Below are 12,893 nucleotides of genomic sequence, written 5' to 3'. Positions count from 1 at the left end.
CTTAGGTTGCAATGTCGCTAAGCATTACTGCCTCTGTTTTCACGCGTGCGTCCCACTTTCGCCTAACTCGATACTCTTTGGCATTCCCCCACCAGCGCGGACACTTTCGATAGGTATGATGTCCCTATCGGAGGAGTTACATGGCACGTGAAAGACGGTTGTTTTCAGAAGAGTTCAAGCGCGAGGCAGTCAAGCTGGTAGGCCAGCCTGGTGCAAGCAAGGCGGCGATCGCCCGCGACCTTGGCATTGGCGCCAATTTGCTGGGGCGGTGGTGCAGAGACGCCAACGTGGATGCAGAGGTTACGGGCGGGGGCGAGAAGGTATCGACCCAGGAATATGAGCGCATGCGGCGCGAGCTGGCAAAGGTCAAGACGGAGCGCGACATCTTAAAAAAGGCGCTCGGCTACTTCGCAGCCGACCTCAAGTGAAGTACGGCTTCATCGCCAAATATAGAGCCATCTGGCCAACGCGAACGATGTGTCGTCTGCTTGGTGTGTCGAGCAGTGGTTTTTACGACTGGCTCGGCCGACCAATAAGTGCGCATGAACGTGAGAATGCGCAGCTCCTCAAGGCGATCAAGCACAGCCACGAAGCCAGCGATGGCACATACGGTTCGCCGCGCGTAGTGCGAGACCTTATCGATGCTGGCTTTGCCTGCAGTGAGAACCGCGTGGCACGGCTGATGAAAGCTGCCGGCATCAAGGCCCGCCACAAGCGTCGCCGCGCACCTGGGCAGCTCGATTCGCCAGTCCACGCCATCGCGCCGAACCTGCTGGACCGGCAATTTGAAGCGCCAGGCCCGAACCAGAAATGGGCTGCTGACTTTACTTACGTATGGACTGGCGAAGGCTGGCTGTTTGTCGCTGTCGTCCTTGACCTGTACTCGCGGCGTGTGGTGGGCTGGTCGATGCAACCGACCATGACAGCGCAGCTGGTAATGGATGCCCTGCTGATGGCCATCTTCCGCCGCGGCCGGCCTCGGGCAGTATTGCATCACTCGGACCAGGGCTCGCAATACACCAGCGAAGACTTCCAGCGCTTGCTCGAATCGCACGGCATCGTTTGCAGCATGAGCCGTCGCGGCAACTGCTGGGACAACGCTGCAATGGAAAGCTTCTTTTCGACGCTGAAAACCGAGCGGCTGAGCAAAAAGCACTACCGGACCAGGGATGATTTACGGGCAGACGTGTTCGACTATATCGAAAGGTTCTACAATCCACGCCGGCGTCATTCCACTCTCGGGTATATCAGCCCGGTACAGTTTGAAAACCTAAAATGCGCCTAACGGAAGTGTCCGTGACGATGGGGGAAGGCCACTTCTTACTCTACAGGTCTCGCCGGTAGCTCAACAAGGAGCGCACGCGTGTCATCAAGCCAGCCAATTCAGGCCGCAATTTATGTGCGGATGTCAACCGAGAGCCAAAACTACTCAACCGATCATCAGCGCGCAAAAATCCACGAGTACGCGCTTAGCAAACGCATTGAGGTTGTACGCGAGTACGTGGACGAGGGTAAGAGCGGACTCGATATCCGGCGCCGTACAGGGCTAAGGAGCCTGATCGATGACGTGCAATCGGGAAATGCCGACTTTCAGCTGATCATCGTTTACGACGTGAGCCGCTGGGGTAGGTTCCAAGACGTTGACGAAGCGGCTTACCACGAGCATACGTGTCGTCGTGCTGGCATCAAGGTGGTCTACAGCGGTGAGCAATTTTCTGACGATGCAACACCACTTGGTGCGTTAATGAAGAGCATCAAGCGAATGATGGCCGCGGAGTATAGCCGGGAGCTCTCGACAAAGACCTTCAACGCGCAATGTCGCTTCACCGAGATCGGATTCAAGCAAGGTGGCCATGCCGGTTATGGCCTCAGACGCTTAGCCCTGACGAAGGATGGGACACCACGCCGGGTACTCGAATACGGTGAGGCAAAGGGAGCTGTCACTGACCGGGTCATACTCATCCCGGGCCCGGCGCACGAGGCAATAACAATCCGGCGCGTCTATGCCCTCTACCTGGAACAAAAGCTCAGCGAGCCAGCTATTGCCCGGCTACTGAACGCTGAGGGCATCGCCAGCGAGTTTGACAGACCCTGGACCCACTCGATGGTCAATTCACTGCTGACTAACCTGAAGTATTGCGGAACGTTGGCGTTCAACAGGAAGTCATGCAAGCTATCGAGTCGGCGCAAGTCCAATCCTCATGCAGAGTGGGTCGTGAATGAAGGTGCCGTCGAGCCCCTGATCTCTTTATCGTTATTCGCTCAAGCGCGAGATGAGCGAGCCAGGCGCGTGCGTCGCTACACCCTGGACGAGTTGCTCGTCCTCCTGCAGAGGTGTCACGAAACGCACGGCAGGGTGAACGCGAAGATCATCGCGGCGGATCCGTCCATGCCAGACCCTCAGCTATTCGTGCGCGGCTTCGGCTCCCTTATCGCTGCATATGATGCGGCTGGGCTTATCCCCTGCCCATCCCACGTTTTCGTCGAAACGAAAAAGCTCATCGCAGCGAAGCTGCGTGACCTATTTGCAGAGGTAAAGAGACTCGCACTATCCTCTGGCGCTACCGTACATGAGGTCAAAGCGCCGCACACTTTGGTCATCAACCAGTGTGTTCGGGTCCGAATAGAAATTGCGACTCGACGTAGGCCGAAGAGAGGCTTGGTAAATTGGAGAGTCATGCCGTTGCTAGATGCCGACTTCGTCCTTACGGCACGGCTCCACGGTGACACACATGAGCTTATTGATTACTTCCTGATTCCGGCAGTGAAACTCGCGAACGGTCCGCTCTATTTGAAAGAGTCGAACCTTGAGCGCCTCGCCGAATTACGATACCTGTCCCTGGCGTCAATGTTCGGCCCGTAAGCCAGTTCGACGCACAGCCTGAAGCGCAACATACCGACATCAGCATTAGTGAGGAGTTCCGCCATGGCCCGGCTTGTTTCCCGTGGCGCCGCACTGTACGTGCGAGCGTCGACTGAGCATCAGAATTACTCGACAGACCATCAAGAGTCGGCCCTACGAGAATATGCAGTTCAGCACGATTTCGAAGTCATTGCTATTTATCGTGACGAAGGGCGAAGCGGATTGACTCTCAACAGACGCAACGGGCTTCTACAGCTACTTAACGACGTACAGTCCGGTCAAGCCGGCTATGTTGCCGTTCTTGTGTACGACGTAAGCCGCTGGGGACGGTTTCAGGACGTCGATGAAAGTGCCTATTACGAATATGCATGCCGGAAAGCCGGCATCATGATTTCGTATTGCGCTGAGCCGTTCACGAACGACGGGTCACCCTTGGCGACACTGCTCAAGGGACTGAAGCGCGCAATGGCTGCCGAGTACAGTCGGGAGCTATCGGCGAAGGTCTTTCGGGCGCAATGCCGGCTTACCGCAGCTGGCTACAAACAAGGTGGTTCGGCTGGGTATGGGCTTAGACGTCAGTGTCACTCGGCAGATGGACTGACGCTCCGAACACTCGAGATTGGCGAACGAAAAAGCCTGCCTACTGATCGGGTGGGTTTCGTTCTTGGGCCTAGTGAAGAGGTCGCTGTTGTCTGCAGGATCTTCGACATGTGCACGGATAGGGAGATGCCTGACACCAAGATTGCAGAGATACTCAATGCTGAGGGCTTAACGAATCAATTCGGCAGGACTTGGTCTGCCCACAACGTCAAGGGGATACTTACGAACGAGAAGTATGCCGGTACTCTTATCTTTAACCGCAGTACACAGCGCTTGCGAAGCTCCCGCCGCCCGAACGACACAGACAAATGGGTAAGGGTCGAGGATGCTTTTCCAGGCATTGTCAGCAATGAGATGTTTAACAAGACCAAACAGGTGCGACTATGCCGCGGAAAGCACTGGACCGACGACGAGATGCTCGACGGTCTGCGAGAGATCCTTGTTGAGCATGGCAACGTTTCCGCGGATCTCATCGATAACAGTTGTCTCCCGTCAGCAAAGTCGTATGCGCTGCGTTTTCGAGGATTAGTTGCCGCATACGAGGCTGCTGGGGTGTCTGGTCCATCATTGTCCCGCGCGACGATCGCCCGATTCAGAATTCGCTGCGTGACCAAAGACATGGCAATTGAACTGGAACGTTGTGCGCTTCGGGCAAAGGCAAAAGTAGAGCAATTGACGACGCGGACATATCGGATCAACGGTGTCATCGTGCGCTTGTTATGCACCAGGTGCCGGTATGAGCGTAGCCACCCTTGCTGGAAAGTCACCGTGCGGCACTCGCCGCCGGCTGACTTCGTCGTTTGGATTCGTATGAACGAGGCCAACGAAGAGGTGGCGCAGATCTATTTACTGCCTGTCCAAAGCTTCCCCGAGCATCAGTACCTTTGGCCATCAACACGCACACTGCTCAGATACCAGCAGTTTGCGTATGCCTCAATGTCTCGCGTATTTGGACTTGACTAGTAAGAAGCACCTATCAGAAATGATAGCTCGGAACCCATTACTCGGCGCTAGGATCTGAGCCATGTCTAGCTTGGGAGCGAAACCATGTGTGCATTGTTCAGTACTGTCCGTTTCGAGGTACCTCATCCATACGAAGTGCTTGCCGAGCGGGCATCGATCGAACCTGTATTGTAAGGCTGCTCGTACTTTGATTCGTCGGCCAGTTACAGGATTTCGAGTGCGGGAAATATCTGGAGGTACATGTGGCAACTTCTATCTTTGTTAGAACCGTCGAAAGGTCAATCGACGCCCAAGAGTTTGCATTTCTGTACATACACCCTGCACCAAGTGAACTCGATTCGTCTAGCGCGCCCCGGGTCGTACTTGGTCCTCGAGGACGCGTTCTCTGAATCGCCACGACTGTCGTAGACACTCCTGAGCGATAATGTCGGGCAGAAGAAGAAGGTATGAGTGGAAAGCTGTACACAGAGGAACTCAAGATTGCGGCGGTCAAGCAGGTGGCGCTGGGCGGCCACCCAGCGAGCGAAGTAGCTGCACGGGTCGGGATAAGCGTTCCGCAACCTATACGCTTGGAGCGTGCCCAACCGGGCTTTCACTCGGTGAAGCCAGTAAAGGCCCTGCGGCCGCTATCGCGTTATCGAATCGACATTATGGCTTCTATTGTCGATTTAGTTCGCTAATGTTGAGTTGTCTAACGCTAAAGCCATCCTGCCTCAACGCGTTCAAGCGCTCGTCGAATGTGTTGCTAAAGGTGCGTGACCCGGGGCTTTCGAACTTTCACGTGAAACGTTGCAATATCTGCTTTGGATCGGTTACACACGGCGGGGCTAGTTCGGTAGTCAGGAGCGCTCGCTCAGCTGCAGCTGCGCCGAGCAACATGTAGAGCATTTAGAAAGAGCTTTACGTACGGCAGCACGTATTTAGAAGACAGCTGCCTGCGCTCACGCAATCGCCGGCGCTAGATTAGGCCTATCGTCAAGCGACGATCGAACGCACAGACATGCTTCCTGCCAGCCGAGTTGACCCGGTCTTGATTCTTCTCCCTATCGTCAACCACATGGAGGCCGCTTGGGCCTTAGCGGCTAACGGTTTACCACTTGAAGTAGCGGCACGGGTGCTGGCCACGCACGCAGAGCGGCGCGCTATGTTGCAGCACCAGTGCATCTGGTCTGACCTTGGCGACGAAAACCGGTTTTGAATACCGCTCCTCAGGTTCACTCAACTGAAACGACCGCCCACTGCACCGACTTCATATCCCCAACCATCCCGCCATCGCCACTGGCAACCGCATCATTTCCCGATTGTCCAGCTCTGGGATTAAACATATTTAGCAAAAGGATCTGAAGGACGTTGGCGTTGCCGCTATCATTTGCCAGTATCACCAGTTGCGATCCGAGACCTTGAGTGCACTTCCCTGACCCTTGCGACAGAAAATCGTTGGGATCACAACTCCATGTATTGTCTAAGCCAATGGGGTCGAGGAGCGTGAGCACCGCCATATCTTGGCCGTACGTCAGCGTGAGCTTCATTTGGTTCTGGTGCAAATTATGGATGAGGGGATGCTGACTGAGTAGGATGTTCCGTCAGCTCAAGCGGCCAGGACAGCCGCCCAGATTTCGGACGGAGTCTCCCCATGAGTGGTCAGAGCAGGCAGGTCAAACTGGCGTTTGCGAATGCGATGCATCAGCTCAACACTACGGATTGTGATGGCAGCGGAAGCGAAGCTTTTCAGACCCAGCATGACACCCAACTTCGACTTAACACTGCAGTCGTCTTGCTCGATCGGGTTGTTTAGGTATTTCGATGAGCGAAGCTTCGTCAGGTCGGCAAGCTTGCCCTGCCGTTGGAGTTCGCGAACGGCACGATGGGAAGCGGCATAACCGTCGAGCGTAATTGTCTCGGGAGACCGCCTTGAGAACGTATCGCTTTGCGAAAGAAAGCCTCGGCCGAGGCGACGTCGCGTCGCGGGCTGAGCCGGAAGTCGACTGTCTTGCCCGAAGCATCGACAGCCCGGTAGAGATAAGCCCACTGGCCCCGGATCGTCACGTAGGTCTCGTCCACTCGCCAAGAGGTGCCAACCGGCGCCGCGAAGCGGCTCCAGCGTTTGTCGAATTCCGGCGCATACCGCTGAACCCAGCGAAGGATTGTCGTGTGGGAGATCGACAGGCTCCTGCCCGACGGCATACTGGTTTGGTGGGTGCGCTTTGCATTCTGGCGCAGCATGCGTGCCGCAGCCTGTTGGTACGCAGATCGTCGACCACGAGCGGGACCTCAAGGTGTGATGTTTGCCAGGGTCAGTACCGCACGTAAACGATCGGAGTAAAAGGGCAGATATGTTGACAATGCTCGCAGGCGGCTTGATGCGGTGGCCCAAGGGCCTCTGTCCGAAGACGCTTGCTCGCGTATAGCCGCCCATCTGCCGACTCACCGTTGATCGACAAGAAGTGGACGAATGAGCATAAGTGACCGCGCAGCGCCCGCGGGCTTCTCTGCGCCATTAAGGCTGACATACCTTTTTTGGCTACACCTCGTGTGAACTCAGCCGCAGCAGCGTGCGGCGTACTGCCGTGGCCTCCTCGAATGAATGAAAGCAGGTATTTGGCAGCATGTTCATGAAGCACGACCAAATCACATGGGCCAGCGTCGGCGCTTCAAGCGTGTCGTCAACGGCTGGCGGCGAGCATAATGAGTTTTGTTGGCGTTCTCGAACTGCAGATGAAAAGAGGGCCACGGAAGGTTATAAGCAGCTTATAAGCGGTGGTACACGGGCCTTTACGTGAACGGAATCCTACGGGTGGATTTATAAGCTGCTTATAACAGGGCCCGGACGATTGAGGTTAAAGCGTCCAGGCGAAGCAAATCAATCTTCGACCACCACGGCAGGATCCCCGCCCAGCTTGGCGGTGTGCCAAGAGCTTTACAGTAGCGTCCGGCGCACTTATCGCATAGCGCCGGAGCGCCGTAGGCGACCCATCACAAAAGATGCTTCATGCAAACGATTTGGCCAACTTGCCGGACGCATCATCTACTGTGATACGAAGCAATTGCAGTACACCAACGGGAAAACTTTATTCTGGCGGCGTGATGATTGCCTACCGTGCGGAACACGGATGTACGGATTCCACCCCAGCCCGCAGAGCGCTCTCAGCATCAGGAACGCTCCTCACACCCATGGCCGGGCGGTTATATAACCATCGGTAGTACAGCCTGCATGAGTGTGTCCTGATATACATTGACGGATTGTCCCGCTTTATAAGCAGCTTATATCAAGGCTCGTTTGTGAAGAAAAGGGGTGGTTAGACCCTTGGAAGAAGGGCCGACCACTAGTACTACCCTCCATCATCAACGCCGTAGCAGGCGCAAACGCCTATCGCCCGCCACGTGAGCACACCACGTTTACCCACTCGATGTTGGTCGAGGCGGCAGGAAGATGTTGTATCGGAGCGTCTATCAATCGATTAACAGGCGTGACCCACATAGAGACCGTCTGCGTAATCGGACCAGGACGTTTCGACGCCTCAGGCCGACGGCATCCTGAGCCCGTAAGCCTTCCCGTGAACGGAATCCGAGCACTACATTTATAAGCTGCTTATAACAAGTGACGACTGGGAGGTAGTCGGTATCAGGGATTCAGGCAAAGCGTGCCGCGAATCGTTGACCAACACAGAGGATTTCCAGCCAATCGTGGCCGTGTGCCAATAATTGACAGCGCCGGTAGGTCTATCATAGCTAACTATAGAGCCTTCATACATCAAACATGCCATGAACTGCTCCATACGGGCGGTTCGGTTAGCTAGTCGGACGCATCGCCTACCGTGATGCCAAGCAAACGTAAGACACCAGCCGGAGGACTCTGACAGTGTGATGGCGCGTGCCATCTGTAACCCGAACGTACGGATTCCAGCCAGCCCGTAGAGTGCACACAGTATCAAAGGAACGATCCTAGCGTCCGTGCCGAGGCGGTTGTACAACCGCGGCATAGCAAGCTTCCATAAGTGTGGCCTGTATGAATTGGCACATGGTCCCGCTTTATAAGCAGCTTATATCACGACTCGTATTGTCCAGAAAAGAGCCGGTTAAACTTTGGAGGACCGGCTGCACCACTACCACTACTACCCTGCTACCTCATTGATGAACCATGGGCAGGGACCATCACCAACGGCGTCATCACAGCACGTCCAAGCGTTCGACGTCGTGCGAGACAGCTGGAAGATGTTATATCTGAACGTCCGTAACTTGATTTAACAGCCGTTACCCGTATATAGAGACCGCCTGCGTTAACCCGACAATCACGTTTCGACGTCCCGGGCCGGTGTCGTCGAGCGTTTCCATAAAGGCTGAGGTAGACCGAACTTTGGCCAGGGAAGCAGATAGGACGCATGCTGGTCCATCACTACATCATGGGTCTTGCTCCATACGACTGTTACTGTCTTTTCATCGCGTGACGAACCTGGGCCGATGTACCGGGGATAACCCATCGTTCCAAGAGCCGTGTGCAGATCTTCTGATCGGGCAATGCTCTCGCAGTGCTTCGCCTCTTCCCTGACTAGGAAAGCGTCTCGTCCGGCAACAGCAAATGTGTGACCTGTGCGTGAGAGCGCACTCCCTTAGACCGCCTGGTGCAACTTCTCTGCCTGCGCACCTGCCCCTGGCGGTGGAAACAGACCACCAACAAGCGCCCGCTTGTGGCCCGGTCAGCGTGATTCTACTCCCTGACTGGTCTCACCTTTGGCGTGATGTTTCTCCCACGACTATTCCGATTCACACCATGCCCGCAGCCGTTCCGCTTACAACGGGCACGTCGCAAGAGCAGATTCGTATGATCCGGCCCTGACCGGCCTTGCAAAACCAAGCCCCTCATACCATAGGAGTGCTAGGACGACAGGACGAGGTTCTGGTCACTGTCCAGCGTTACACGTCCCTGAGGGAGCTCACCATTCGAAACAGCGACCGCATCGATGCTTTGGACCTCATCCGTCGATAAGCGAGGCGAACCAGTTGGCATACCGGCCTGGGGGTATGACGGTGTTATCACTGTCTCGGCATGTCGTTCGGCACACTACGGATAGCACACGACTTACGCGCAGCCGAGGTGACCAGGCGAGGTCGATTTACCCTTGCTCCACGTGGACACTCACCTTTCGAATCGACCAGCGCTTCTAAGAGCGCGTTTTTCCGCCAGCTCTTGGAAAACCTCGGCCAACCATCCGCAGGGTGCGCCACACCGCCTGTACGGCCTTTGCGCAGCCGGCGTGACCTTCGCCGTCCGGCGTTACTCCCTGTAGACACTCACCTTTCGTACCGGATCGGGATTCGACCTCTATTCATTCTCTCCATCAGCCCGTGTTACGTATCAGCCGGCACCTTGTCATGCCGGCACCTTCGACCGACACATCTGCGTCGGCTCTCTGGAGAAAATCACGGGGAATGCGTGGAACGCTTGTTAGGCTCACCGAACCACCACTGCAGACGATAATCATCCTTCGTCCGTGAATGATGGGCTGCACGGTGACGACGAGACGGGTCGGGAAGGGTAGCCAATACGTGCGCTGGATTGGACGCGGCAGCGTACGGGCGGACGCCGTGCACCTGTGACCGACAACTGCACCTGTCGGTTCAGGCGTCTGCGGCTCGGGCCGATCGCCAAATGCTGCTTGTATGGCTGTGACGGTTCGCCGGTACACATCCTGGAAGCGCCGCCTGCGCGGCTTCACATCCGGTGCGCCAGGCTGCGCGATCCATAACAAAAGGGCGCCAAAGGCGCCCTTGGGTAACTGTCGTCGAGCGTTGCCCAGCATGCGCCGCACATACCTGGGTAGCCCGCGGCGACATACGGTCAGTCCGATGTCTTGCCTGATTTTTGCTTTTTAGGCAACTCGAGCGTCACGGCGAATTCTCGCAAGGCCGCCAGGGCGCTTTGCAGGGCCAGTTCGACATCGACGCCGTCCTCGACCTGGATTACGATGTCGCGCGACTTGACCTGAACCTGAAAGGCCGATTCACCGTTCTTGTCGTTGATGGTACGCGGAGCGGAAGCCTTCACGCGGACGCGCTTGGCCTCGAAGGGCTTCAGTAATACCGCGCGTAGTTCCGACTGATCCATTTGAGGCGTGTCAATCAGCGCCTCGACCGCACGGATGATCGTCGCTTCGCCAGACGGATGCTTGGCCAGGGCTTCCTTGATGACACGCGCCTTACGATAGGTGATCAGCTCCGGGTACTTCGCCATCAGTTCCAGCAAGGGCTGAGGCAGATCGAACAAGCTCAGGCATTGAGAGACGCGCGCTTGCGTGCAGCCGAACACCGTAGCAACGCCTGACTGGGTCGACGCATAGCCCTCTTTGAGTGCTGTTTGATAAGCTAAGCCGCGTTCGTAATCGGATAGTTTGACGTTGCTCTCGTTGTGCACCAGGGTCGCGAGACAGGCTTCCCGGTCCGAAAAAGTGGCGACGCGGGCATCCAGCTCGGACCAGCCTACCAGTCGCGCGGCTCGGACGCGGCGGTGGCCGGCGATGAGCTCATACTTCCCGCCGTCGAGCTGTCGAACCGTAATCGGTTCATCTTGCCCACGTCCCTTCAAGGTCTCGCCCAGCAATTGCAGTTCGGACTCGTCGTATTTCTTGCGTGGTTGATAGGGAGAGTCGACGATCAAATGCAGCGGAATGCGCCGGGTGGGGATGACACCGCCATCGTCCGGGCTGGGCGCACGCGGTGGTTCAGGTGCCACAGGGCTTCCCGATGGCTGGTTATCGCTTAGCAAGTCGTTCAAGGATTTCGACGGGCCGCTCGGAAGGTCGTTCATGTGCATCGGCGCCGCGGCGCGAGGGACGGCGCGCAGGCGTTCGGCCAAGGAAGCGTTAAAGTCCGCTTCTGATTGCTGGTGTTTCGTCACAGATTCTCCATTTTCAAGAATGACCGGCGTCGTTTAGGCGACGCGCAAGCCGTCTTTCTGAGCACTCGCATTCAACATCGCCATGCGCTCGACCAACTCGCGGGTTGCCGCCCGCAGCTCGTCGGCGGACGTGCTTGTCGGCCGGGCCAAGGCCAGGGGCAGGCCATCGTCGTCGTCGAGTACCTTTTTGAATTCCTCACTGGAACTGATCTGATTGTCCATCCAGGCTTCCGGATATTTACTCGTGAGCGCAATGACCTGGGCGGCGACACGTACCCGCTTCGCGTCGAAGAAATTGCCGAGTACCGACAGCTGGGGGAACTTGCTATACGTGTTCTTCATCTCACCGATCACGTCGGCCAGGTAGGACACTGACTTCGTGCTGTAGCGTTCCATCGATACGGGAGCGACGGCAAAGTCGCTGGCTAACAAGGCCCCGCGTGTAGTCTGGTTTTTTGCCGGAGGGGCATCAAACATGACGATGTCGTACTGGGATAGGTCCAGGTTCGGATTACGGCCCGACAGGCCTTCGTCGAGCCAGCGTGCGATCGCCAACTCGGGTTTCTTCCCCATGATTGCGTCGACGGTGAACAGCGCCTCCAGCCGGTCGAGCGTGACTTCGGACGGAATCAGGTGCGGCCCGTTCTCGCCAAAAGGTTTTTTGATGACCTTGGCCAGCGGCTGTACTGACCCATTTTGTTGCCACTGCGGCAGTAGATGTCCCAGGTGATACTCCACGCAGGTTGATTGCGGCAGCCCAGCGGTTGCGGCCTCTTCGGGAGTGAGTTCGGGGTCGTAACCAAACGAGATTGTCAGATTTGCCTGGAAATCGAGATCGATTACCAGTACCCGCAAGCCCAACAGGGCGAGAATACAAGCGATATTCGAACTGATGGTGGTCTTGCCCACCCCACCTTTGGGTGCGTATACCGTCAATATACGCTTGGTCTTGGGCGTCAAACCATACTTACGCCCGCGGTGCGCCGCCAGGTCGAACACGTTCTCGACTGTAAAAATCCTCGTCTTGGGTCCGCTTCCGCCCTGGCGTTCAATTTGCAGGCCTGCTTCGTCGGCGTCGCGACGTACAGAGTCGACACTGATGCCAAGCAGCTTGGCCACCCCTTGTACCTTGAATGTCTTGCGTCCCAAGTCAGTCTCCCGAATGTTGATCCTACAATTTTCTCCTAGAAAGACGGTTCGATGCAAGGAAAAGATATCGATATCAAAGGAAAGCCTTGCAACACGTAATGCGCACGTTGTTGACACGTTTTCCTCGCAGGCGACTTTTTATATCGCTCTACCTTCTTTAGGTGAGACGCCACAGGGAGTCAAGGGTGCCGCAACATTGGTGAGGGACGAGGAACGTTACCGGTAACCCCGGCGTAGATTATTGGCCAAACATTTTGGTTCAAAAGGACTGTCCTGATGGTGGTGACGCCAAGGTGAGCCTTTACAGGGAGCGGGTGGTAGCGCCAGCATGGGCCTTTCGAGGGCACTCGTGGAACCGCTCCGCGCGTAGCCTGATTAGGTGAACTTCAACAGGGACGACAGCCAATGTACGGGTTGGTGTTTAGT

The 12,893-nt window shown here is 56.3% G+C and carries 7 protein-coding genes and 1 pseudogene; 4 read left to right on the top strand and 4 right to left on the bottom strand.

The window, feature by feature from the left end:
- The first annotated feature begins 140 nt into the window (after positions 1-140).
- The 4 genes from LPB04_RS23835 (at position 141) to LPB04_RS23820 (ending at position 5,106) form a co-directional block, all read left to right on the top strand.
- Positions 141-1,285 (top strand): IS3 family transposase gene (locus LPB04_RS23835; RefSeq protein WP_193686218.1). Its coding sequence is split into 2 segments (ribosomal slippage): positions 141-399 and positions 399-1,285, totalling 1,146 coding nucleotides; the frame shifts between segments, so codons are not numbered across the junction.
- A 78-nt stretch (positions 1,286-1,363) separates the two neighbouring features.
- Positions 1,364-2,863: a recombinase family protein gene (locus tag LPB04_RS24275; protein WP_193689209.1), complete on the top strand. Its 1,500-nt coding sequence runs from the start codon at positions 1,364-1,366 to the stop codon at positions 2,861-2,863.
- 63 nt (positions 2,864-2,926) lie between these two features.
- Positions 2,927-4,426, top strand: a complete 1,500-nt coding sequence (locus LPB04_RS23825) for a recombinase family protein (RefSeq protein ID WP_193689208.1) — start codon at positions 2,927-2,929, stop codon at positions 4,424-4,426.
- 446 nt (positions 4,427-4,872) lie between these two features.
- The gene (locus tag LPB04_RS23820; RefSeq protein ID WP_193689207.1) at positions 4,873-5,106 is read left to right on the top strand and encodes a hypothetical protein; all 234 of its coding nucleotides are present in this window, start codon (positions 4,873-4,875) and stop codon (positions 5,104-5,106) included.
- 534 nt (positions 5,107-5,640) lie between these two features.
- Here the strand turns inward: LPB04_RS23820 and LPB04_RS23815 are convergent.
- The 4 genes and pseudogenes from LPB04_RS23815 to LPB04_RS23800 all read right to left on the bottom strand — a co-directional run bounded on the left by LPB04_RS23815 (position 5,641) and on the right by LPB04_RS23800 (position 12,467).
- The gene (locus tag LPB04_RS23815) at positions 5,641-5,955 is read right to left on the bottom strand and encodes a hypothetical protein (RefSeq protein WP_193689206.1); all 315 of its coding nucleotides are present in this window, start codon (positions 5,953-5,955) and stop codon (positions 5,641-5,643) included.
- Positions 5,956-6,014: 59 nt separating this feature from the next.
- Positions 6,015-6,610, bottom strand: a pseudogene (locus LPB04_RS23810) (IS6 family transposase).
- 3,652 nt (positions 6,611-10,262) lie between these two features.
- Positions 10,263-11,318 (bottom strand): ParB/RepB/Spo0J family partition protein, encoded by a 1,056-nt coding sequence (locus tag LPB04_RS23805; RefSeq protein ID WP_193689205.1) that lies wholly within the window; start codon positions 11,316-11,318, stop codon positions 10,263-10,265.
- Between the two features lie 33 nt (positions 11,319-11,351).
- Complete coding sequence (locus LPB04_RS23800) at positions 11,352-12,467, bottom strand: ParA family protein (protein ID WP_193689204.1); 1,116 nt, start codon at positions 12,465-12,467, stop codon at positions 11,352-11,354.
- Between the last annotated feature and the right edge of the window lie 426 nt (positions 12,468-12,893).

This window comes from Massilia litorea (assembly GCF_015101885.1).
Taxonomy (GTDB): Bacteria; Pseudomonadota; Gammaproteobacteria; order Burkholderiales; family Burkholderiaceae_D; genus Telluria; species Telluria litorea.
The sequence above is the reverse complement of the archived record's forward strand: the minus strand, read 5'-3'. Positions and strand labels throughout refer to the sequence as shown.

Coding starts and splice junctions, on each gene's coding strand:
- LPB04_RS23815 (WP_193689206.1), bottom strand. CDS start 5,955: ATGAAGCTCACGCTGACGTACGGCCAAGATATGGCGGTGCTCACGCTC.
- LPB04_RS23820 (WP_193689207.1), top strand. CDS start 4,873: ATGAGTGGAAAGCTGTACACAGAGGAACTCAAGATTGCGGCGGTCAAG.
- LPB04_RS23825 (WP_193689208.1), top strand. CDS start 2,927: ATGGCCCGGCTTGTTTCCCGTGGCGCCGCACTGTACGTGCGAGCGTCG.